Here is a 23476-nt window from a genome sequence, read left to right on the forward strand (position 1 = left end):
TGGACCTTTGGCGTGGTTTGACGCTAATAGCGCCCATCAAATCCAGTGCATGCCGAATTAGCTCAGCTGGTAGAGCAACCGCCTTGTAAGCGGTAGGTCATCCGTTCGAGTCGGATATTCGGCACCATTTTTGCGGGAAGTGCGATCATCCGGGGGATGATTGCCCGCAAAAATCCCGACCGCAAGGGAGGGCCGATCCAGACAAAACGCATCCGATCAATGTCCGATAATCACAAACCAGTCACGATACCCAATAAAAAAAGCCCCGCCGGTTCCCCGGCAGGGCTTTCTTTCAATCATAACCGCGCCAGATCAGAACTTGAAGCCGGCACCGATACCGTATCGGCGCGGGTCAAGCGTAAAGATATTGGTATACAGACCCGACGACTGATCCGTCACATAGAGTCCGGTTTCCGAGTTGCTGTCGAAAATATTCTGGACAAATCCCCGAATATACCAGCGGTCATCCGTTCCGTTTAACTGGATCTGGGCATTTGCCTGTGCATAGCCTTTGATCCGGTTGACGTTGCCGTTGAAAATGCTGCCGAAGCTTTCTCCGGTATAGGCAACATCTACACGCGGAACCAGGCTCATGCCGTTGTCAAAATTGGCAGTATATTGAACACCGGTAGAAAACTTCACCTTCGGTGCCTGCGGCAACGTGTTCCCGCGAATGTTCTTGGGAATACCTGCAGCGAAATAATCAATCCCGCCGAATGCCGCAGGGACGACGCCAGCGCCGGCAAATGCACCCGCTGCTGCTGCTTCCAGAACACCGCAAATACCGAATGCGCCGGTTGAGGCAATGCCGCCATTCGTCGGGAAAGCTGTCGTCGGTTGCAGATTTGCGCCCGCCGCAACACCCGGAACTAGACCGGCATTAATCGCGCCATTGATCGTGTTGACGAAGGCATTGACACCTGCTGCATTCCCCGATTGCGATGCAACCGCACAGTTAGACGCGTTTGTGATGTCCTTGATAATGACCGCATCAGAACGTCCACCGCCAAAGTCGCGCGGATCACTGTTGAACGTATCCCCCTTGACCTTGGTTTTCAGATAGCTGAAGCCCATGTTGATCATCCAGTCCGGATCAGGGCGAATGACTGCCTCGACTTCCGCACCGTAAATATCGGCGTCGATATTTTCGTTCACCGCCGTCCGCGCAACGATCTTGCTGAGCTGCAAATCCTTATACTTGTAATAAAATGCAGTCAGATTGAGTTGCAGGGCACCATCGGCAAACGTATTTTTCGATCCGATTTCAAAAGCATCAACTTGCTCGGGCCGGAATGATTCCGGAACCGCGAAAATCGGCTGCAGGGGCGGGTTCAAACCACCGGACTTGTAACCGCGAGCATAAGAGAAATACACGAGATTGTCGTCGGTCACCTTAAAATCAATCACCGCACGTCCAGTGATTTCATTGAACTTCACCTGACGATTCTGGAGAATCTGGTTGCCGGGTGTACCTGGATCGGCATCGTAAGAACCCACAAATGGTGATTCAAACGCATTGGTTGTTTGGCTGTACGGAACAAGGAAACTTGCAAGCGTGGAACGCGCCTGAACATTTTTCTTGTCGTTATTGTAACGCAGGCCACCCGTCAGTTTCAGACGATCATTGATGTCAAAATAGACTTCACCAAACAAACCGTAGGATTTGACCGTGAGGTCATCCGTATTATTGCGGAAATATGGCGTGCCGAGGAAGGATGGCGGTAGTCCACCACCCAGCGATGTAAAGCTGCCCAGCAAACCTGCAACATAATCGATCGCAAAAGCGTTCACATAATAGCTGTTCTCGGTCAGATGATAGTCGGCATAAATACCGCCAAGCAGGAAGTTGAACGGCCCGTCGAGGTCGCTCGAAATAATCGCCTCTGCCGACCAGCTGCTGTTCTGCTGGTTCGACCTGTCAAACTGAAGCGGTGTGGTGGCACAAATGCTGTTCCCTCCAAATGACCCGAGACCGATCGTGTCTGTATCTGACGTACAAAGCACGCCATTGGGACCATTTGGAATAATCGCAGCAGCAAGCGGCGCGAAATAGGATGCAGGAAGGCCAGGAACAAGGCCCGCAGCCGCGGCGGCAAGAGTATTGAGTGCAGGCGCATAGATGTCCCGACGGCCGATGTTGTTGTTATAATCCTGCCGTGAATCCAGTTTAACCTTCTGATAGGTACCCGATAGCTGTGCGCTGATCGGTCCGAAATCATGCTCGATCTTGCCCTGGAAAGTCATCTCGCTGGTAAAATATTCCGGCGTGAATGCTGTATTCACCGTGCGTGGATCTGCTGGAATAGAAATCCCCGAATATTGGTCCGGGCCGTAGAGACTGCCCAGAGCGAACGCAGTCGGAATACCGCGAATGGCCAAAAATTCCCGTGAGGACAGCGCCGCCGTGAAAGTTGAGTTCGCGTTAAACGCTTCTGCATTTCGGGTGCTGTTCAAGCAGCCCAGAATACCGGTTGGGTCGCGTTGGCAATATTGTTTCTGGATCCGCATGCGATTGTCATCTTCGCGAAAATAGGAAGCATATAGATCAATTGTCGTATCGGCGCTTGGTTCAAAGCGCAGCGAACCGCGGATCGAATAGAGATCGCGGTCATCGAGATTGGGCCCGCCATTGAGATTGGTGGTGTAGCCGTCGCGTTTCACATAAACGCCGGCTCCGCGAAATGCGATATTATCACCGATGGGAACGTTGACCATGCCCTTGACTTTGATCGCATTGAAATTGCCATATTCGGCGTCACCAGATGCCTGAAACTCGCCCATCCTCGGCTTGGCGGTCACCACGTTGACCACACCTGCGGTTGCGTTGCGTCCGAACAATGTACCTTGCGGACCGCGCAGGACTTCGACCCGTTCAAGATCGAAAAACTCTGTTTCAAAGAGTCGTGTCGAAAATAGAGGCGAATCGTTCAAGTGAATGGCCGTTGCCTGATCGCAGGACACGCCCACACAAAGATCGCCGATCCCGCGAATTGTAAAACTGGAGCTGGTAAAGTTGGTTTTGGTAAAGGTGATGTTTGGAAGAGTGAGCTGGAGATCGGAACTGTTTTCGATCTGCTGTGCTTCCAGGGCTGCTCCGGAAAAGGCGGAAACCGCGATCGGAACATCCTGAGCACTTTGTGCTTGCCGCTGAGCGGTCACGATAATGATGTTGTCGTCAACGACACCATCATCACGGTCTTGCGCCATGGCGGATACGGATATTGTCGATATAGCTGTGGCGGCCAATAGTAGCGATTTACGCATTTCTCTCTCCCAAATCCCATCGTTTTAATCGGAGAGTGACATTTTTGCTCATTCCCCCCGACGGTTAATATTCAACTAATCGCGCGATTAAGTCCAGACACAAATTGCCAGACGTCCAGTTTTGGTCCATTTTTGCGTCGTTGACATGGGATTTGATGCAATTTTGATACAAAAAAGCCCCGCTGGTTTCCCAGCGGGGCTGTTTTTTGTAATTTTTGTTCAACCTGAAATTAGAACTTGAAGCGGACAACTCCACCGTACGTGCGCGGCGCACTCGGATAACCCGAAACCGTGCCTGCTTGCGCAACGCCATCAAATACGGTCGTAAGGAACTGGTCGTTAAACAGGTTGCGAACATACCCGCCAACTTCAAGACCGTTTTCAAGCTTGAGCGTCATCGAGCCGTTGACCAGATTAACCTCGCGATCAAAAATCTGGGTGTTGCCCAACGCAGCGTTAAAAGTCGGCAAGCCGTTATTGATCGGCGTATTGCTTTCATGGCTGTAGTCAATTCGCGTGACCAACTTGTTCCCGCTAGCTCCGAATTCGTGCGAATAGGTTGCAGAAGTCGAAATAGCGATCTGCGGGATGCCGGCTGGCTTTACGCCGCTCAGGTCGCCCAAGACACTGCCGGGAAAGTCATCAAACAACGGATCAAGATAGGTCATCGCAAAGGTGAAAACCAATCCGTCAGTCGGGCTAATGGTACTGTCGAACTCGACACCCCTGACCGATTGCTGACCCGCATTTTGCAAAGCAAAACCGGTGCCGGTGAAGGCAAGGCTCTGGAAACCTTTGATGGTCTGGTCGAACAAAGCGAGGTTGAAGCCGAAGCCTTGCCACTGACCTTTAACACCAACCTCATACACGGTCGCAGTCTCTGGCCCCGCAAAGCGCGAACCGCTCCTCAGGTTTGGCAGCGCCAGACCTGCGTCAAGGATTGGCGACGACGGAGCTGCGAAAGTCGATCCGCCCGGGCCTGCAACAAAATCGGCACTGGAAGGCCGGCTATCGCGGGACAGGTTGACCGAGCTCGCTTTGAAGCCCGTTGCATAGCTACCATAGACGTTGACTTCTTCCGAGACTCTATAGGATGCGCGCAACAGATAGGTGAACTTGTCATCGCGGGTCTTGCCGTCCTCGACAGCGTTCGGGATGGTCAAGAAGGGCGGCTGAAACTGGAAGGCAGACAAGCCGAGCAGCGGGTTAGCAGCTGACTGCGCCGCAGCGAGCAGAGCCGCCTGGTTGGCCGCCGGAAGCGCCTGGAATTGAGCCCGCGAGGCTACAGTGCCCCCGGTCGCACCGACAATGAACGCATCAATCAGATTGATTTGACCCAGTGGATCGAAGCTTTGCTGGGCGAGCGCGAAGTCCTTCTTATCGTCGGTGTAGTTGAAGCCACCGGTAAAGACGAGACCATCGATCGGTTCAAAATCGACTGTTCCGAAGATCGAATAGGACGTGTTGTCCATCGAAAATTGCTCGGCCGTGAGCAGCGGCGTAAGGAAAATGGATTCCTGTGGCAGACCAAGGCCTGCTTCAACCCCATTGAATACGCTTGGGTTGCCTGCGATTATGTCTGCCGGGTTTCCGCCAGCCAGAAGTTCGAAGAAGTCACGGATTTGGGTACCGTTTTCGATCTGACTGATCTGCGAAATGCTTTCGTCGAAATAATAACCGCCGAGCAAAAAGTTGATCGGGCCGTCAAAGTCGGATGCGACGCGGAATTCCTGGGTGAGCGTTTTAACTCTCTGGTTGCGGGTTTCGTTCGCAACATCCAGGCTGCTGTAGTCAATGTCCGAAATGAACAGATTCTTCAGTTCTCGGTACGAAGAAATAGAGGTGAAGGAAAGCGGACCTGCATCATAATCGACCTGGATCGAGCCTCCGTAATTGTCGACTTTGTTGATCGGAACCTGATTGAGAAAGGCATCATAACTGAAACGATCGGTCGAGAATTGGCCACCAAGCAGCTGGATAGCACCGGCGGTCGGCCCAGCGACAACTGTCGTCACCTGGCAGCAAATCTCGTTGATCCGCGAGTAATCACCAATCGCACGAATTTTCAAATCCGATGTTGGTTCGAACAAAAGCTGCCCACGAGCTGCCCAGCGGTTCCGGTTATTCTGCTCTTCGTTCAGATTGACGATATTGGCATAACCGTCGCGGCTGTTATAACTACCGTCGACCGAGAAGGCGATATTATCTGTCACCGGGCCTGTAAGATCGCCCTTGAGAACGACGTTATTGAAATTGCCGTAAACGGCTTCTACCGCTCCGCCAAACTGGAATTGCGGTTCACGTGTAACAACCGAAATCACGCCAGCAGAAGCATTCTTGCCGAACAATGTCGATTGCGGGCCGTTCAGCACCTCGATGCGCTGAACATTGGGAAGATCGGACAGAGCCGCAGCCGAACGCGAACGGAACACACCGTCAATGAATACGCCGACAGACGGCTCGATGCCGAAATTGTTATCGCCGTTACCAAAGCCGCGAATAATGAAAGTCGAAGCCGAAGACGTCTGGAGTTGGCTGACACGCAGCGAAGGAGTGACCGATTGCAGATCGAGTACGTCACGGATTTGTGCGTTTTCGAGCGTTTCTCCGGTAGTCACCGAGACCGAAATTGGAGTTTCCTGTAATGTGGTTTCGCGCTTCGAAGCGGTAACAATGATGACATTGTCATCATATGTTTCTTCGCCTTGGACATCCTGTGCATAGACAGGCGAAGCTGCGATGATACCGCTGAGTGCAGTAGCGGTCATAAATTTTGCGATTCTCAATTTGTCTCTCCCGCGCGCCAACCGTTTCGCTGGTGGGCTTGTTATAAAATGAGGCGATCTGCCCATTCAGGTGGTGACCACTATCGAGACATCGCGAATAGTCCAGCTTTTAAGCCTGATATAGGCCCAATTTACGATCGATATCGCTGAATATACCGATATCGTTGCAACTAAGTCACAAATATTCGAATTTTCGTGAAATGGTGCCCCTGGCCCGACTCGAACGGGCACTCCTTGCGGAACTGCATTTTGAGTGCAGCGCGTCTACCAATTCCACCACAGGGGCTCTTTGGCTGCGTCGATTGACGATCAGCGAAATCGAGGCTCTGTTAGCGAACAGGCTTTCCGCTGGCAACGGCTTTTTCCGGTCAAAGCGAATGCATCGGAAGATCAGTAAGCCAAACCTCCGCCAGCCGTCTGGTAAAGCCAGAGCGGAAACGCTGCTACTGCCATCAAACTACCGAATGGCAACCGGCTGTCAGCAGCAACGCTTTTACCCCGTAATTGCCAGGAGATTGCCACCAGGATTCCGACCAGGCTGGCCCCGATGACGACCAGCGGCAAGGCTGTCCAGCCCAGCCAGCAGCCGATTCCGCCGAGCATCTTGGGATCACCACCACCAAGACCATCTCGGCCCCTGATGCTCTTATATAGGCGGGCGATGATGGTCAGCGACAAAAATCCTGCCAGCCCGCCGATCAGCCTGTCGAGTAACGGGGGAGGAATAAAAAGAAAGTATGCCATCAACCCCGACACCGCCAGAGTCGCGGTCAACCGGTCAGGCAACCAGTGGTGCTTCACATCAAGAGCCGCGAGCGCCAGCAGAAGCCAGCCGAAAATCGCCCCTGCTAGTCCCTGTGCGCCTGGCGCAGCATATAGTGCGATCCCGCCAATCAGCGCGGCCGCCAGCTCTATCGCAACATGATCCTTGGCAATCGTTGCTCCGCATTGGCGGCATTTCCCCGCCTGGAGCACGAAACTCGCCACCGGGATGAGCTCCCGGGCGCGCAGCTGATGCCCGCAATGGTCGCAAGAGGAACGACCAGCGACAACCGAACGGCTGTCTGGCCACCTGAGCACCAGAGTCGCCAGAAAGCTCCCGATGATCAGGCCGAGTACGACACCGGCTATCGGCAAGAGAAAAGCAGGCAACGGACACTCCAACAAGATTTCTGTGTTCGATTGGCACGACCGGCCCCGCCATTCAATGGCGCAATTGAAAAACCCGGGAGCTACGCCTATGTGCTCTTCAAGATTCGCGTCCGCCCGCAACGGCGCAACAGACACAGAAAGGCCAAGCCATGTCCAATTCCGATCCGATCGTCATCCTCTCTTACGCCCGCACCCCCATGGGTGGCATGCAAGGCGCGCTCGGAGAAGTCAGCGCGCCCCATCTCGGTGCTGTCGCGGTAAAGGCCGCTGTTGAACGCGCCGGTGTTGAAGGCGCGGATGTCGAGCGTATCTATATGGGCAACGTCCTGTCCGCCGGCCAAGGCCAGGCCCCTGCCCGTCAGGCGGCGATTTTTGCAGGCCTGCCGCAATCGGTGGAAGCGACTACCGTTAACAAAATGTGCGGCTCCGGAATGCAGGCCGCGATCATGGGAGCAGAGGCCCTCGCAGCAGGTTCGGTCGATATTATCGTAACTGGCGGAATGGAAAGCATGACCAACGCGCCTTATTTGCTACCCAAGATGCGTGGCGGCGCACGGCTTGGGCACGCCGAAGTCAAAGACCATATGTTCCTCGACGGACTCGAGGACGCTTATGAACCCGGACGCGCGATGGGCAGCTTTGCCGAAGAAACCGTTGGCGAATATCAACTGACCCGGGAAGCGCAGGACGAATATTCGATCGAGTCTCTCGCCCGCGCCAAGGCCGCTGTCGAAGGCGATGGCTTTGATGACGAGGTCGTCGCGGTCGAAGTAAAAACCCGCAAGGGAACCGTCACAATCGACAAGGACGAACAACCGCTCAAGGGCAATCCGGACAAAATCCCTCAGCTTCGTCCCGCATTTGCCAAAGACGGAACGATCACCGCGGCCAACGCGTCCTCGATTTCAGATGGTGCCGCTGCCTTGGTCCTGACCCGTGCCAGCGTGGCGGACGCCAAGGGCCTGAAGCCAGTGGCCCGGATCGTGGCCCATGCCGCTCATGCCCACGCTCCGTCCAAATTTACCACAGCGCCGGTGAGCGCGATCAAGAAAGTCCTCGACAAGGCGGGATGGTCGGTTGCCGATGTCGATCTCTGGGAAGTCAACGAAGCCTTCGCCTGTGTCGCGATGTTCGCGATGCAGGATATCGGTATCAGCCGCGACAAGTTGAACGTTAATGGCGGCGCAACGGCGCTCGGTCACCCGATCGGTGCCAGCGGCGCGCGGATCATGGTGACATTGATAGCGGCATTGAAAAAGCGCGGTCTGAAAAAGGGCGTTGCGGCTCTTTGCATCGGTGGCGGCGAGGCCACGGCGGTAGCACTGGAATTGACCGACTGAATTATTTCAGCGGTTCATCGCCCCAGACGTCGGTGATATTTATATAGCCTTTGCGCCCGGTGACATCGAACAGGCACCAGCTTTTTTCGCATAAGGTCAGGCTGCCGACCACGCCCGGTTCGGCTAGCCAGACGATCTTGGCATTGGCATCGGGCAGGGCGCGCATCGCGACCGGCTTTCCGCTGGTCGCGAGCACCAGACCGGCTCTCGATGCGCTGAGCAGACGCGCGTGCATCCAGCCCTGCGTGCCTTCATGATCCTCGACTTTGCGCCACGATTTGTAGCGGGCAAGTACCTTCACCGGCAGCTTCTCGCGCTTGTAAATCCACATCGTCGGATATTCGGTGCTCGGCCCCGTGCGCATCCGCGCTTCCGGTTCGTCGATAGAGGCCCAATAAGGCGGCTCTTGCTGTGCCGCTGCAGGCGCCGACAGGGACAGGCCGGAAGCCAAGATAAGAATGAAAGCCATTATGCGCATGATGATAGTTTACTCATTCCCCGATTGGTCAATAGCATAGCCCGAAAACCGACTGCGCTTCAAGCGCCGCCTGCTTGACCTGTAGCAAATTTCGGGCATAGCGATGGCCTATGCCAGACTCACCTCGCCCCGCTAATCCCCGTGTCATCATTACCCGCGAATTGGCGGACGCCAATCAGGATCGCATGTGCGAACTGTTCGATGCCGTGCCCAATCATGCAGACACGCCCTTTTCCCGCGATGACCTGATCGCCGCGATGGCGGACTGCGACGTGCTGGTGCCCACCGTGACCGACCATATCGATGCGGAAATGATTGCAAATGCACCGGACAGGTTGCGTATGATTGCCAGCTTCGGTGCAGGTGTCGATCATATTGATCTCGCTGCGGCTCGAGCCAAAAAGATCATAGTCACCAATACGCCGGGGGTGTTTACCGAAGATACCGCGGACATGACAATGGCGCTGATCCTGTCCGTGCCGCGTCGCCTTTCAGAGGGCGAGAAACTGATGCGATCCGGTCAATGGGAAGGCTGGAAACCTTCGGGCATGCTCGGCCATTGCATCGGCGGAAAAAAACTTGGAATCATCGGCATGGGCCGCATCGGTCAAGCCGTTGCCCGCCGTGCTTCCGGATTCGGCATGTCGATTTTCTATCATAACCGGCGCCAGCTGCCACCAGCGGTAGAAGAGACGCTGCGCGCCAGTTTTGTCGCCGATCTCGAGGATTTGATCAGCGAGTGTGATATCATTTCGCTTCATTGCCCGCATACCGCCGAAACCCATGAAATGATCAACGCCGAGCAGATCAGCAAGATGAAGGCGTCCACCTATCTGATCAATACCGCGCGCGGAGATCTGGTGGACGAGAACGCATTGATCGAGGCCCTGCAAAAGGAAACAATCGGCGGGGCCGGGCTCGACGTGTATCAAAAGGAACCCGACATCGATCCGCGGTTTCTGGCGCTCCGGAATACCGTTCTGCTTCCGCACATGGGCAGCGCAACCTTTGAGGGCCGCGAGGCATCGGGGGAACGGGTGATCACCAATATCCGCGTCTGGGCAGACGGCCATCGCCCGCCGGATCAGGTTCTCGACGGCTGGGTTTGAGCTTTCCGTTGAGTCACCAGATGGTCTCGACTAGGAAATCGGTGAAATCTGATTCGCGGGAGCGAACGGACCTGGAAATATTATCGCGGCGGGGAATTTCATGAAATATTTGGTCAAATCGTTGGGCTTGCTGTTGGCGGCGGGTTGGACCGCTTCCCCGCTTTACGCGCAACAAACCGTCGATCCCGCTATTGCCGACGTAGCCAATAGCGGCGACACCGCCTGGATATTGACCTCCAGCGCTCTGGTGCTGTTCATGACCCTGCCGGGCCTTGCCCTGTTTTATGGGGGCCTTGTTCGCTCCAAGAATTTTCTATCGGTGCTGATCCAGTGCATGGCGGTGGCCGGAATTTGTTCGATTCTCTGGATTATCGTCGGTTACACGCTGGCTTTCGGCGGCGTGACCAACGGTTTTCTCGGCAATGGCCTGAACTGGATGTTCAGCAATCTCGGCAATGTCCGGGAAGGAACCGCAATACCCGAATCCACATTTGCACTGTTCCAGATGACTTTTGCCGTGATCACCCCGGCGCTGATGATCGGCGCTTGGGTCGAACGCGCACGCTTTGGCTGGGTGGTCGCTTTCTCTGCGCTCTGGTTGTTGATTGTCTATGCCCCGGTTGCCCATTGGGTCTGGGGCGGTGGTTGGCTCAGCAATCTCGGGGTTCTTGATTTTGCTGGCGGCATCGTTGTTCACACAACCGCCGGCGTTTCCGCGCTGGTTGTCGCAATCATGCTCGGCAGGCGCATGGGATGGCCCAAGACCCTGATGTTACCGCACAGCCCTGCCCTGACCGTTGCCGGCGCTGCGATGCTCTGGGTCGGCTGGTTCGGCTTCAACGGCGGCTCCGCACTGACTGCAAACGACAATGCATCGGCGGCGATCATCAACACCCATATTGCCGCGTCCACCGCGGCATTGGTCTGGATATTGATCGAGAAATTCAAGGTTGGAAAATCAACCGCGGTTGGCGTCGCCACTGGTGCCATTGCCGGTCTGGCCACCATCACCCCGGCGGCCGGCTTTGTCGGCCCCGGCGCATCGATCATCATTGGCGCTCTGGCTTCAATCGTCTGCTTCATGGCCGTCGGTCTGGTGAAAAACGGCTTCAAGATAGACGACAGCCTCGATGTCTTCGCGGTCCACGGCGTCGGCGGAATACTAGGCACCCTGATGCTTGCGCTCTTCATCTCCGACAGTTTTGGCGGGACCGGCTATGGTGAAGGCATGGCCTTCGGTAGCCAGTTTGTCGCCCAGCTCATCGGCGTTGGTGCGGTCGCCATCTGGTCGGCAGTGGCCACCGCGATCATCGGCTTCGGTATCAGCTTCATCCTGCCGATGCGGGTCAGCGAGGACGACGAACGCGATGGTCTGGATATTTCCAATCATGGCGAACGGGCGTGGGATCTGGACTAGGCCATAAAGGCCTTCCAGCCCACATAGGCAAGAAACGGCAGACCTAAACCGTCGACCAACGCAATGGTTCTGAGCGATTGCGGCTGACCATAGCCGAAATAGATCGCCAGAAAGCTGATCATCGACAACGCCGTGACTGCAAATGCCGCTTTTCGGACATTGGGATCGAAAGCAGCACACAAACATATGATCATCACGACTCCAAAAAGTGCAGCCCGGTGATGAAAGAGCGCAAAATTGGGATCGTCGGGTGCGATCGAATAGAGTTTGGTGATCAGCGACGGCATAAAAAACGCCACAAACGGTGGCAGATGAATGCCCAAGGCCAGCACCAGCCAGCCGATTCTTTCCAACATCATGCCTCCGTCACAAATTCAGTTGCAAAAGCTGATCGAAGGTTCTCGCAATATCCTCAAACCGGGCTTTCTGCCTAATCCCCCGTCAAAATCCGATCGACCAATTGCTGCACCGTCGGCACAAAACCGTTGGAATAAAAAGGATCAGTGCCGAAGTTAAAGGCGCCATGTCCAGCAAACATCAGATGTTCCTCGACCGGTGCACCATGGACGATTTCCTGAAGGCTTTTCTGGATACAGAAACTGCGCGGATCGGCGAGCCGCCCGGTGCTGAAATTATCATGGTCTTTCCACGCCGAAAAACCGCAATGCGAAAGGCAACCCATGCAATCCGCCTGATCCTTGCGGATCATTTTGGATTCTTCAGGACTGGCAAACACCAATGTATTGTCGGGCGTTTTCATCGCCATGGTAAAACCGAGCCCGTCCCACTCGCGGGCACGGAGCAGGTCATTGCGGGTCACCCAGAAATTTTTTCCTCTTATGCCGACATCCAGCTGATGGGTATGCTCGCCCGCCTTCTCCGTCGAATAGGGAATCTGCCGTTCCGACCGCGCTTCCAGGCTACGGAGAAACTCGTTGCGCACCGCTGAGCTGTAGAAACCGGTTGGCGAGAATTTGTGCAGTAGGATATCGCCTTCCTTGATCTTGGTCAGTTCGCTCTTCCAGCTTTGCGGAATCGGGCTTTCCCTTGTCAGCAAAGGTCTGGTGCCGAACTGGAACGCGATTTGCCCCAGCTCTTCGCTGTCGATCCAGTCTTGCCAGTCGCGCAAATGCCAGACACCGCCAGCCATGATGATCGGCACGCTGTCGGCTATGCCCTCCCCGCGCATCGTTTCGCGCAAGGCCTTGACCCTCGGATAGGGGTCTTCCGGCTTTCTCGGATCTTCCGCGTTCGACAGGCCGTTATGACCACCCGCCAACCACGGATCTTCGTAGACCACCGCTGCCATCAAGTCCGGAACCTTGTGATAGGCCCGCTTCCACAGTGCGCGGAAGGCGCGGGCGGAACTAATGATCGGCAGGTAGTTTACACCATATTGCTGGGCAATTTCGGACAGCTTGTAGGGCATGCCGGCACCGCATGTTACGCCGGCAACCATGCCTTTGGTCTGTTCGAGCACGCCTTCGAGTACCTGTTGCGCGCCGCCCATTTCCCACAATACGTTGATATTGATCGCGCCATTGCCTTTGGAAATCTCGTACGCCTGGGTGACCTGCGCGACCGCACCGTCGATCGCATATTGGATCAGTTCCTGGTGCCGTTCCTCGCGCTTGCGACCGTGATAGATTTGCGGGATGACATTGCCGTGCTCGTCATAGCTGTCGGCATTGACTGCGGATACCGTACCAATGCCGCCGGCGGCAGCCCAGGCTCCGGAACTTGCGTGATTGGTGGCAGCGACGCCTTTTCCACCCTCGATCAAAGGCCATACTTCCTGACCGTTATACTGGATGGGTTTTAAGCCTTTGAACAATGAAATCTCCTATATTCCCCAAATGCCGATATAGACGGCGGCGGATGAAAATGCTCGAAAAAACTCTGTTATGAAATGCGTTATTTAGCGGTACCGAAATCAGCCCGTCCCAGCGCATGGCCATAAAGCAGGGCATAGCGGCCCAGCATTTTGCTTTCGTTATAATCCGCTTGTGCTTTTAGCCGGTTCTGCATCCCGAGATCTTCCCGCAATTGCTGGTGCTGAACCAGAGTCGTCAGCGATTCACCAAATCTGGATTCATCGGCAAGCGGTTTGATAAAACCCTGATTGGCCTGCGACACCATCGACTTGATATCCCCGACGTCGGTCGCCACAACCGGCAAACCGGCGGCCATCGCCTCGATCAGGGAAATTGGGAATTGTTCGCTGTCTGATGACAGAGCAAAAATATCGAACAAGCCGATATAACGCGCCGGATCAGGCAAAAATCCGGGCATCAACAAGCGTTCACCGAGACCCACGCGCGCGGCTTCGGTCATAATTGCTTCTTTTTCCGGCCCTTCGCCAACGATCACCAGGCGAACATTTTCGCCCGCCGCTGCACAGGCCCGGACCAACCGCGGGAGATTCTTGATTGCGCGTAACCCGGCGACGGTTCCGATGACAACCTCGCCTTCCCGCTTGGTAAAACCGGGCAGAGCACCACGCTGCGGCTTTTTCTCGAAACGCTTCACATCGATGCCGTTGGGAATTCGCTGGACTTTCTGTTCCGGCTGTTTCCAGACATCCCTTGCAATGCGGGACAATTGTTCAGACGGCACAACCACCGCCCGCGCGTCGCCCAGAGCAAATTTGCGAAACCAGTTTCTCTTCCAATTGAGCTTGTCCTGCTCGTCCTCGTTAAACCCGTCTTCATGATGGATCAAAGGAGGCAGGCCTCCGGCACGGGAAAAAAGCGTCCGCGCCATCACCCCGTCCATCGAGCCCCAATTATAGGACAGGATCAGATCGAACTGACGAAAATAGCTGACAAACGCGCGATAGCGCTGCAGCGACGGCTTTCCCGCGAGCGGTGGCGCGTCCGTTGGAAACGCCGCATTGATTCTGGAATCAATTGCATCGCGCGCGGACAGGCTGTCGGGTTGCGCAGACAATATGACATGGTTCGCAGCGGAACCGAAATGGTTCATCAACCTGACCGCGCGCGCTTCCTTGCCGCCCAGATTGAACGTGCTGTGGAGATGCAGGATCTTTGCTGGCTTCATCAGGTCTTCATGCTCGTTTGTCGGGGAAAAATTCAGTCAATGCGGTGGAGCAATTGGCTGATCGCGTCAAGCGAGGCGGGTTCCTCGAGAGTTGGGGCATGGCCAACACGCGGAACCGTGACAAGGTCAGCCTGATTCAGTTTTTCGAGCATCTGTTCAGCTACCCGCTGGCTGAACAGGTCTGATAATTCGCCACGCAAGATAAGGGTCGGAATATCTTCCATGGTCTCCAGCGCATTCCATAAAGCCCCGCTGCCTCCGCCCTTGCTGTCAAAGGGCTCCGCAATCTTCATGTCATAGTCCAGCTTGATCCGGCCGGAACTGTTCATTCGGTAGAGCTTTTTGGCAAATGCGATCCAGTCCTTTAGCGTGAAGTCTGGAAAAATATCACCGCTATTCTCCGCCATATCGCGTCCGGCGTGCGCCCATGTGTCAAAACTCCGTCCTTGCCCGACATGGGAAGCAATCCGGTCGAGACCTTTCTGGTCGAGTTCCGGGCCGATATCGTTCAGCAACGCACCGGCGATGCGATCAGGATGCATCTTGGCCATGATCATTGTGACAACACCGCCCAGCGACGTGCCGAAAAATATCGCTTTGGGTATATTCAGCTCATCCATCAGCATGATGATGTCCGACACATATTGTTTCGGATTATAGGTGCTGCTCTCCTTGGAATATTCGCTCATACCACGGCCGCGCAGATCCAGCATGATGATCCGGCGTCCACCGTGAAATCTCGTTCCAAGATGTCGGAAATCGCGGGCATTCCTGGTCAATCCGGGTACGCAGATGACCGGAGTTTTGCCGCTGTCCGAAGGATAGTCATACGCGTGCAATTTCAGGCCGTCGTCGGATTCCCAAAAAATGTCCCGATAAGATTTTTCTTCGCTCATGCTGCGTTTGGTCCCGTCTTCCCACTTGCTGCGCAACCGATTAGCCTCCACTGTCTGAAAATGCCATATAAACCGCAATCCGAACCCGGCAAGACCGCCTATCAGCCAGATGTCCAGATCACCCGATTGGGGGAAAAGATTGGTGATCCGGTGGTGCCCGCCGACTTTCCCCACCATATACTGCGGTTTCGAAACGACCGCTGGGACCAGAGCATCGGGCTGCACAGTCTGAACGATGAAGAATGGCTTTCCCATTTTGGAAAGTTTGAGCCGCTCGCTGACAACCTCTATCCGCCTTTGGCGCTTCGCTATCACGGCCATCAGTTCCGGCAATATAACCCGGAAATTGGTGATGGCCGGGGCTTTCTGTTTGCCCAGATGCGCGACCATGAAAAGCGGCTTATGGATTTGGGGACCAAGGGTTCGGGCACGACGCCATGGAGCCGGACCGGCGATGGACGGCTCACCCTGAAGGGTGCGGTTCGCGAAATTCTGGCGACCGAAATGCTCGAAGCGCTCGGCGTCAACACTTCGAAGACATTTTCGGTTGTCGAGACCGGAGAGGAGTTATCGCGTGGCGACGAACCTTCGCCCACACGGTCGGCAGTGATGACCCGTTTGAATCATGGCCATATCCGGATCGGAACCTTCCAGCGCATCGCCTATGAGAAGAATGAAGCGCTCATGCTGCAACTGGTCGAATATTGCCTCGAACAATATTATGGTGGTGTGCAGACCGATGATCCGGCGGCGGAATTATTTGCCAAAGTTGCGCAGGAAGTCGCGAAACTGGCCGGGGCCTATATGACTGCCGGATTTGTTCACGGCGTGCTCAACACGGACAATATTAATATTACCGGTGAAAGCTTCGATTACGGCCCATGGCGCTTCACACCTTATTGGGAGCCGGGCTTTACCGCAGCCTATTTCGACCATGAAGGATTATACTGCTTCGCCCGGCAACCGGAAGCGTTGCACTGGAATCTCGCCCAACTGGCCAGCGCCCTGCGCTTGATTGCCGATAGCGAGCCACTGGTTGCGGCTCTGGAAGGATTTCCCAAAGCCTATGGCACAGCCTTCACCCAGCATTTCTGCTGGCGGCTCGGTGTCGAGTCGAGGGGCTTCGACGAGGATCGCGATCTGGTTGTCGCTGCGGAAAAGGGGTTGGCGGAAAAAACGATCCAGATCGACCGGTTTTTCTTCGATTGGGGCAGAGCCGAAAACTTGGCGGGACTAGACGAGAATTACGCTGCATTTTCGGAATTCAGCACTTTGATCGCCGATCGTGAACGATCACGACAGCCGGTCAGCAGCTACTGGCAGCAATCAGGACCCTGTTCGATGCATATCGAGGAAGTTGAATCAATCTGGGATGCCATCGCAGATGATGACAATTGGAAAATTTTGTCTAAAAAGATCAATGATATCCGTGCTATGGGAATAGCACTGCGTATCGGTTGACAAGTTTCCTGCAAGCAAAGAGCATAGCCAAGCTATTAACGACGGTAATTCTGGTTCTTTTGGGACTATGAACTGCCGACAGAGATGTCCATATACCGATCTTTTGAACAATATAAGCGTAGAAAACAGAGGCAATTTTGAGCGACCTGATATCAACTGAACCAGCAACCGGGGCCATCTTGTGGACCGGCACCAGCGGAGACGCGGACGCAGCGGTTGCCAGCGCACGCGAAGCATGGCCCGGTTGGGCTGCGACCGCTGTGGCCAAACGCATCGAGGCTGTCCGGCGCTATGCTGATTATATCCGCGGTCAAGGTGATGAACTGGCCGAATTGATTTCCCGCGAAACCGGTAAGCCACTGTGGGAATCCCGAACAGAAGTTGATTCTGTCGTGAATAAAATAGAAATTTCCGTGAAAGCCTTTGCCGAACGAACACCGCAACGGCAATTGTCGAGCCAGCCCGATATGCGTGCCGCCTTGCGCCACAAGCCGCATGGCGTTCTTGCCGTGCTTGGCCCCTATAATTTTCCGGCGCATTTGCCCAATGGACATATTGTTCCAGCTTTGATTGCCGGCAACACGATTATTTTCAAACCGTCGGAGAAGACACCGGCGGTCGGACAATATCTGGCCGACGCTTTTGCAAAAGCAGGTCTGCCACACGGGGTCGTCAACATATTGCACGGCGGTCCTGAAGTCGGCATGAAGCTAACCGCCAATGATGGTTTGGACGGGGTGTTGTTTACCGGCTCCGCCCGCACCGGCATTGCATTGAACCGCCAGTTTGCATCGCAGCCGGGAAAAATGCTGGCTTTGGAAATGGGGGGCAACAATCCGATCATTGCCTGGGATACACAGGATGCTCACAGCGCCGCTATCTTGATTGTGCAGTCGGCTTTTCTGTCTGCTGGCCAGCGTTGCTCGGCCGCGAGCCGCCTGATCGTGAAGGACAGTCTGTATGATGGCATTGTGCGGGAAGTGAAACGTATCGCTGATCGCCTGATCATCGATCAGCCATTTGCCAGTCCCGCTCCATTCATGGGCCCGGTTATCGACAATGAAACCGCCGACGGTCTGACCGAAAGTTTTCTGGCCCTGATGAGCAAGGGCGGCAAGCCGATCAAACATATGGCGAGACCGGCAGACGAACGCCCGTTTCTGACACCGGGGATCATTGACGTGACCGATCTGGCGGAAAGGCCGGATATCGAACTGTTCGGACCGATCCTGCAAGTCATCCGTGTTGGTGATTTCGAAGAAGCCATCGCAGAGGCCAACAACACCCGCTACGGACTTTCCTCCGCCTTGATTGGCGGGACGGCGGAGCAATATGACCAATATTGGGCCAATAGTCGTGCCGGTATCGTGAACTGGAACAAAATGACCGTTGGCGCCTCGTCCGAGGCACCATTTGGCGGCATCGGGCTGTCAGGGAACCATCGACCCAGTGCCTATTATGCGGCCGATTATTGCGCCTATCCTGTGGTTTCGCTGGAGGCGGAGCGACTCAAAGCCTCTATCGGCATCGGACTCAAGGACGAATAGGTTCGCGATCTTGCGATACCCGCACCGGCCAAATAGCTGAGCTTAGGCGACCCCAAAAACTTCTGTTTTGAACAATTGGTTTGATGCGCGCATATCGCATCTATGGAAAAAACCTCAAATAGCACAACCCGATCGGGTAAAGTCTATCTGGTTGGCGCCGGTCCCGGAGATCCCGACCTATTGACTTTGAAAGCGGCAAAACTGCTGCAACGAGCTGATGTAATCATCCACGACGGCTTGGTCAGTCGCGAAATTCTGGACATGGCTTCACCGACCGCACGGCGCATTTCGGTAGCCAAGAAACGCTCGCTGCACAGCGTTTCGCAGGACCAGATCAACAATATCCTGATCAGTGAAGCGGCCAAAGGCCATCTGGTTGTGCGTCTCAAGGGCGGCGATCCCTTCATTTTCGGGCGCGGCGGCGAAGAAGCTGACGATTGTATTGCCGCCGGCGTGACCGTGGAAGTCGTTCCCGGCATCAGCGCTGCGCTTGGCTGTGCCGCCCAGGCCAGAATGCCGCTCACCCATCGCGATGCCTCCAGCGCGGTTTCTTTTGTCGCGGGCCAGTGCAAGGGTCTGTCCGACCAGAACTGGTCCGGCCTGGCAGGAAAAGGCCGGACATTGGTCATCTATATGGGCGTAGCCAATGCCGAGGCTATCGTTGAAAAACTCATCGCCGACGGCGCTGCCCCCGACCTTCCGGTTGCAGTGCTGGAGAACGGAACGCGCACCAATTTTCGCGCGCTCCGGACTCTGCTGACCGACCTCGGCGACCTTGTCCGCCGCGAAAATATCCAAAGCCCCGCTTTGCTCGTGGTCGGAGAAGTGGCCCGATATGGCGATGCCGAAGACAAGTTCCGCGAATTTGCCCAGATGGCGGGAGCCGTCGCATGAACATATTGACCGGAAATGATCTCAAAACCGGCGACGTGATCTGGTGGACCGGCCTCGACTGGTCGCGGCTTGTCAAAGACGCTGCCGATGTCGGAGATCAGGGAGAAGCAGTCCTGCACCGGGAAGAAGCGGCCCGCCGGGTCAACGCGCCCTATATAATCGACGCCGAACTGACCGAAGACGGCCCGCGACCGGGTCACATCAAGGACCGCGTACGTGCGCTTGGGCCGACGGTGCGTCCCGACCTGACATTGAAACCGGCCGATCCCGACGCTGGCGAATGGGTGATCTGACATGTATCAATATGACCAATATGACCAGCAGATGGTCGATGCGCGCGTCGAAGAATTTCGCGATCAGGTGAAGCGCCGTCTCGCGGGAGACCTGACCGAAGACCAGTTCAAGCCACTGAGGCTTATGAATGGTCTCTATCTGCAGCTGCACGCCTATATGCTGCGCGTTGCGGTCCCTTATGGCACACTGAGCAGCAAGCAGATGCGGATGCTTGGCCATATCGCCCGCAAATATGATCGTGATTACGGTCATTTTACCACCCGTCAGAATATCCAGTATAACTGGATCAAGCTGGAAGATGCCCCCGATATTCTCGCCGATCTGGCCTCGGTCGAAATGCACGCCATCCAGACCAGCGGCAACTGCATCCGCAATATCTCCTCAGACCAGTTTGCCGGCGCGACCGCCGATGAAATCGCCGATCCGCGGCCCTGGGCAGAGCTTTTGCGGCAATGGTCCAGCTTTCACCCGGAGTTTTCCTATCTTCCACGCAAATTCAAATTTGCGGTGATCGCCAGCGACACCGACCGCGCAGCGATGCGGCTGCATGATATCGGTATCCAGCTGGTCCACAATGAAGCGGGCGAACTGGGCGCAAAATTCTTTGTCGGCGGCGGCATGGGTCGCACCCCGATGATTGCGCCGGAAATCCGGGCCTTTGTGCCGGCGGGCGAGCTGATCAGCTATGCCGAAGCCTGCCTGCGCGTCTATAATCGCTACGGGCGGCGCGACAATAAATATAAGGCGCGGATCAAGATCCTCGTGCACGAACTCGGCGCGGAGGAATATACCCGCCAGGTCGAGGAAGAATTTGCCCATATGAAGCAGTTGGGCCTCGATCCCCCGGTCGAGGAACTCGCGCGGATCACCGAATATTTTCAGGACCCGCCTTATGATCAGAAGGCGAGCGATGATCTCGATCTGTCTGATCCGGATTTCGCCCTATGGGTCGATCAGAATATCTCCGAGCACAAACAAGCGGGCTATGCGATTGCGACAATCAGCTTGAAGCCGCGTGGCGGCATTCCCGGCGACGCATCATCGGCGCAGATTGCCCTGATGGCAGATTTGGCCGAACAATATAGTTTTGACGAATTGCGGGTCACCCATAGTCAGAATATTGTGCTCCCCCATGTCAAGAAAAGCGACCTCTATGCGCTTTGGCAAAAGCTTGATGAAGCAGGACTGGCGCCGGCAAATCTCGACCTTATCACCGACAGCATCGCCTGCCCCGGCCTTGATTATTGCAGCCTCGCCAATGCCCGCTCTATCCCTCTCGCGCAGAAGATCAGCGAACGTTTCGCCGACCTCGGTCGCCAGCGGGAACTGGGCGAACTGAAGCTCAAAATCTCGGGTTGCATCAATGCCTGCGGCCATCATCATGCCGGACATATCGGGATCCTTGGAGTCGATCGAAAAGGTACCGAAAACTACCAGCTGCTGCTTGGTGGATCAGGCGCAGAAGACGCCAGTCTCGCCAAGATTACCGGCCCCGGCTTTACCGAGGATGGCGTGATCGACGCGATTGAAACGGTGACTGATCTTTATCTCGAACAACGCGAGGACGGAGAGCGGTTTATCGATACCTATCGCCGTGTCGGTATGGCGCGGTTCAAGGAGGCAATTTATGGTTGATGCAATCCGTTTGCGCGATGATGATGTCCACGAAGAGCCAGCGGTTTCGCTCGACTCGTTCCTGGAGCAGTCGAACGCCACTGCCGTCCGTATCGAGGCCGGTGAAGACGCCCGGCAATTGCTGCCGTTTCTCGACCGCCTGACGCTGATTGAAGTCGATTTCCCGGTCTTTGGCGACGGTCGCGGATATTCCGCTGCACAGATCTTGCGCGAGTCCGGCTATGCCGGTGAACTGCGCGCCAGCGGCGATGTGCTGTTGGACCAGATCGCCTATATGCGGCGTTGCGGTTTTGATGCCTTCGCTCCGGATTCACCGATCAATCCCCAGCTCATGGAAGAAGCCTTCGCGCGCTACGAGCATGTCTATCAGGCAACGTCCGACCAGCGCACACCAATCTGGAGGCATCGTCATGGGTGAGCCAGCACGCAAAATCGACACGATCGACGTTCGTCCGGATTTCATTCAGGCCGACGCCGATGCCCTGAACCAGCGTTTCGAAGGCATCGGCACATCTGAAATGCTCAAAACATTGTTCGACGAACGTCAATTGGGCGAAGTCGCAGTGGTATCGTCCTTCGGAACCGAAAGCGCGGTCCTGCTTCATCTGGTCGCGGCGGTTGATCCGACCATCCCGGTAACCTTCGTCGATACGCTCAAGATGTTTCCGGAAACCCTGGAATATCGTGACACGCTGGTCCGGACGCTGGGCATCAAAAACAGCAATGTTGTCGAACCCCAAGCCGCTGTGCTGAAAGAGAAAGACGAAAACGGTCTGCGCTGGTCCTATGATCCAGATGGTTGCTGCGAAATTCGAAAGGTCGAACCGCTGGCCCGTGCAAAAGCCGGTCTCAACAGCTGGATTTCGGGACGCAAGGCTTTCCAGTCGGTGACCCGTAACAATATCCCGCGGTTCGAGATCGACGATGGTCGCCTGAAAATCAATCCGCTGGGCGACTGGATCAAGGAAGATCTCGAAGCCTATTTCGACGAACATGACCTGCCGCGCCATCCGCTTGAAGCCGAAGGCTATCTCTCGGTCGGCTGCGCGCCCTGCACCTCAAAAGTGCTGCCCGGCGAAGACCCCCGCGCCGGGCGCTGGCGGGGATGGGACAAGTCCGAATGCGGTATTCACGAGGATGTGACAGAACTGCCGGATGCGGATGATGGCGGCGTGAACGATCCGATTTTCTAGCCGGATCAGAACCAAAATGCGTTCTGGATGAAATCCGACTATATGATTGCAATCAATCCCGATCTCCATAGGGTTTGGATTAATGCAAAGCATATTGGAGGGGATTATGAAGAATTTATTTTACGGCGCGATTGCCGCATCGGCTTTTATGTTCGGGCCGGCGGTCGAGGCGAATGAATCGGTCGTCACCGATCCGACAGCAGATGCAGATTGTCTGGTCTCCCTCGTCCTGCTGATGGATGCTGCCGAAAAAGAAGATGAAGACTCCATTTTTGCCATAGCGTTATATTATTTCGGCCGCCTCGGCGGAGCAGGCTATGCAGATACGGACTTTATTGCTTCGCGAATGGGTCGCTTTTACGATGACGAGAATCTATATCTCGCGAAATCTCAAGATTGTGCCTCCAATTTTGAACGCGAAAGCCGGAAATTTGACGAATTGGCCAAGGCGGTTGAATCGGATTGACTAACAATCCCAATCGTCAATATTCCTCCGGCCCGTCACCATAAGCCAGATCACCGAATTTCGTAAACTCGCTGATAAAGCTGAGGTTGATATTGCCGGTTGAACCCTGGCGGTTTTTGGCGACGATGACAGTTGCTTTGTTGACCTTGCTCTGGTGATCGGCTTCCCACGCGGAATATTTGGCAATCTGTTCCGGAGTCGAATTGCCGTCCGGCTGGTCCGGCTTGATCGCGAGATGATAATATTCCTCTCGGAAAATGAACATCACGATATCCGCATCCTGCTCGATCGAGCCGGATTCGCGCAGATCGGAGAGCTGCGGGCGTTTGTCTTCCCGGCTCTCGACCGCACGGCTCAGCTGGGACAGCGCCATCACAGGCACTTGCAGTTCCTTCGCCAGCGTCTTCAATCCGCGACTGATTTCCGAAATCTCGTTGACCCGATTGTCATTGGCCCGGCCCGAGCCTTGCAGCAGCTGGAGATA

Annotated in this window: 20 protein-coding genes and 2 tRNA genes; 12 read left to right on the forward strand and 10 right to left on the reverse strand. The window is 55.3% G+C overall.

The features are described from left to right. The first annotated feature begins 51 nt into the window (after positions 1 to 51). A tRNA-Thr gene (locus tag WBM93_RS09660) sits at positions 52 to 127 on the forward strand. Between the two features lie 185 nt (positions 128 to 312). On the opposite strand, the gene WBM93_RS09665 is transcribed toward WBM93_RS09660, so the two are convergent. The 4 genes from WBM93_RS09665 to WBM93_RS09680 form a co-directional block, all read right to left on the reverse strand. Next, the gene (locus WBM93_RS09665; protein WP_424431325.1) at positions 313 to 3264 is read right to left on the reverse strand and encodes a TonB-dependent receptor; all 2952 of its coding nucleotides are present in this window, start codon (positions 3262 to 3264) and stop codon (positions 313 to 315) included. 230 nt (positions 3265 to 3494) lie between these two features. Then, the gene (locus tag WBM93_RS09670; RefSeq protein WP_424431327.1) at positions 3495 to 6032 is read right to left on the reverse strand and encodes a TonB-dependent receptor; all 2538 of its coding nucleotides are present in this window, start codon (positions 6030 to 6032) and stop codon (positions 3495 to 3497) included. Between the two features lie 219 nt (positions 6033 to 6251). Continuing rightward, a tRNA-Leu gene (locus WBM93_RS09675) sits at positions 6252 to 6336 on the reverse strand. Positions 6337 to 6440: 104 nt separating this feature from the next. Then, positions 6441 to 7202, reverse strand: a complete 762-nt coding sequence (locus WBM93_RS09680; RefSeq protein WP_424431329.1) for a prepilin peptidase — start codon at positions 7200 to 7202, stop codon at positions 6441 to 6443. A 149-nt stretch (positions 7203 to 7351) separates the two neighbouring features. Here WBM93_RS09680 and WBM93_RS09685 point away from each other — a divergent pair, with 149 nt between their 5' ends. Further along, positions 7352 to 8542, forward strand: a complete 1191-nt coding sequence (locus tag WBM93_RS09685) for an acetyl-CoA C-acyltransferase (RefSeq protein WP_424431331.1) — start codon at positions 7352 to 7354, stop codon at positions 8540 to 8542. Between the two features lies 1 nt (position 8543). Here the strand turns inward: WBM93_RS09685 and WBM93_RS09690 are convergent, their stop codons facing one another. Beyond that, complete coding sequence (locus tag WBM93_RS09690; protein ID WP_424431332.1) at positions 8544 to 9011, reverse strand: SH3 domain-containing protein; 468 nt, start codon at positions 9009 to 9011, stop codon at positions 8544 to 8546. Positions 9012 to 9130: 119 nt separating this feature from the next. Between WBM93_RS09690 and WBM93_RS09695 the strand changes: the two genes are divergently transcribed. Both WBM93_RS09695 and WBM93_RS09700 read left to right on the forward strand, forming a co-directional pair. Next, positions 9131 to 10129 (forward strand): 2-hydroxyacid dehydrogenase, encoded by a 999-nt coding sequence (locus WBM93_RS09695; protein WP_424431334.1) that lies wholly within the window; start codon positions 9131 to 9133, stop codon positions 10127 to 10129. A 100-nt stretch (positions 10130 to 10229) separates the two neighbouring features. Then, a complete protein-coding gene (locus WBM93_RS09700) occupies positions 10230 to 11546 on the forward strand; it encodes an ammonium transporter (protein WP_424431336.1) in 1317 nt (438 codons plus the stop codon). Here WBM93_RS09700 and WBM93_RS09705 read toward each other — a convergent pair. The 4 genes from WBM93_RS09705 to WBM93_RS09720 all read right to left on the reverse strand — a co-directional run bounded on the left by WBM93_RS09705 (position 11543) and on the right by WBM93_RS09720 (position 15538). Next, positions 11543 to 11905 (reverse strand): hypothetical protein, encoded by a 363-nt coding sequence (locus tag WBM93_RS09705; protein ID WP_424431338.1) that lies wholly within the window; start codon positions 11903 to 11905, stop codon positions 11543 to 11545. The genes WBM93_RS09700 and WBM93_RS09705 overlap by 4 nt on opposite strands. 71 nt (positions 11906 to 11976) lie before the next feature. After that, a complete protein-coding gene (locus WBM93_RS09710) occupies positions 11977 to 13380 on the reverse strand; it encodes an NAD(P)H-dependent flavin oxidoreductase (RefSeq protein WP_424431340.1) in 1404 nt (467 codons plus the stop codon). An 80-nt stretch (positions 13381 to 13460) separates the two neighbouring features. Then, complete coding sequence (locus tag WBM93_RS09715; protein ID WP_424431342.1) at positions 13461 to 14606, reverse strand: glycosyltransferase; 1146 nt, start codon at positions 14604 to 14606, stop codon at positions 13461 to 13463. Positions 14607 to 14638: 32 nt separating this feature from the next. Continuing rightward, positions 14639 to 15538 (reverse strand): alpha/beta fold hydrolase, encoded by a 900-nt coding sequence (locus tag WBM93_RS09720; RefSeq protein ID WP_424431344.1) that lies wholly within the window; start codon positions 15536 to 15538, stop codon positions 14639 to 14641. 24 nt (positions 15539 to 15562) lie between these two features. On the opposite strand from WBM93_RS09720, the gene WBM93_RS09725 reads away from it, so the two are divergent. The 8 genes from WBM93_RS09725 to WBM93_RS09760 all read left to right on the forward strand — a co-directional run bounded on the left by WBM93_RS09725 (position 15563) and on the right by WBM93_RS09760 (position 22992). Continuing rightward, positions 15563 to 16963 carry a protein adenylyltransferase SelO family protein gene (locus tag WBM93_RS09725; RefSeq protein WP_424431346.1) on the forward strand — a complete coding sequence of 467 codons (1401 nt, stop codon included), beginning with the start codon at positions 15563 to 15565 and terminating at the stop codon, positions 16961 to 16963. A gap of 134 nt (positions 16964 to 17097) precedes the next feature. After that, positions 17098 to 18510, forward strand: a complete 1413-nt coding sequence (astD, locus tag WBM93_RS09730) for a succinylglutamate-semialdehyde dehydrogenase (RefSeq protein WP_424431361.1) — start codon at positions 17098 to 17100, stop codon at positions 18508 to 18510. Between the two features lie 102 nt (positions 18511 to 18612). Continuing rightward, positions 18613 to 19404, forward strand: coding sequence for a uroporphyrinogen-III C-methyltransferase (gene cobA, locus WBM93_RS09735; RefSeq protein ID WP_424431348.1), 792 nt, complete (start codon positions 18613 to 18615; stop codon positions 19402 to 19404). Next, a complete protein-coding gene (locus WBM93_RS09740; RefSeq protein WP_424431350.1) occupies positions 19401 to 19697 on the forward strand; it encodes a DUF2849 domain-containing protein in 297 nt (98 codons plus the stop codon). Before cobA ends, WBM93_RS09740 begins: the two co-directional genes overlap by 4 nt. Before the next feature lies 1 nt (position 19698). Beyond that, positions 19699 to 21333 carry a nitrite/sulfite reductase gene (locus tag WBM93_RS09745; protein WP_424431352.1) on the forward strand — a complete coding sequence of 545 codons (1635 nt, stop codon included), beginning with the start codon at positions 19699 to 19701 and terminating at the stop codon, positions 21331 to 21333. Next, positions 21326 to 21751 (forward strand): DUF934 domain-containing protein, encoded by a 426-nt coding sequence (locus WBM93_RS09750; protein WP_424431353.1) that lies wholly within the window; start codon positions 21326 to 21328, stop codon positions 21749 to 21751. Before WBM93_RS09745 ends, WBM93_RS09750 begins: the two co-directional genes overlap by 8 nt. Continuing rightward, positions 21744 to 22526, forward strand: coding sequence for a phosphoadenylyl-sulfate reductase (locus WBM93_RS09755; protein ID WP_424431355.1), 783 nt, complete (start codon positions 21744 to 21746; stop codon positions 22524 to 22526). The genes WBM93_RS09750 and WBM93_RS09755 overlap by 8 nt, the downstream gene beginning before the upstream one ends. A gap of 106 nt (positions 22527 to 22632) precedes the next feature. After that, a complete protein-coding gene (locus WBM93_RS09760) occupies positions 22633 to 22992 on the forward strand; it encodes a hypothetical protein (RefSeq protein WP_424431357.1) in 360 nt (119 codons plus the stop codon). 16 nt (positions 22993 to 23008) lie between these two features. Here WBM93_RS09760 and WBM93_RS09765 read toward each other — a convergent pair. Then, positions 23009 to 23476 (reverse strand): DnaB-like helicase C-terminal domain-containing protein (locus WBM93_RS09765; protein ID WP_424431359.1); only part of this gene is annotated, 468 nt, incomplete at its 5' end.

This window comes from Parasphingorhabdus sp. (assembly GCF_049667325.1).
Classification (GTDB): domain Bacteria; phylum Pseudomonadota; class Alphaproteobacteria; order Sphingomonadales; family Sphingomonadaceae; genus Parasphingorhabdus.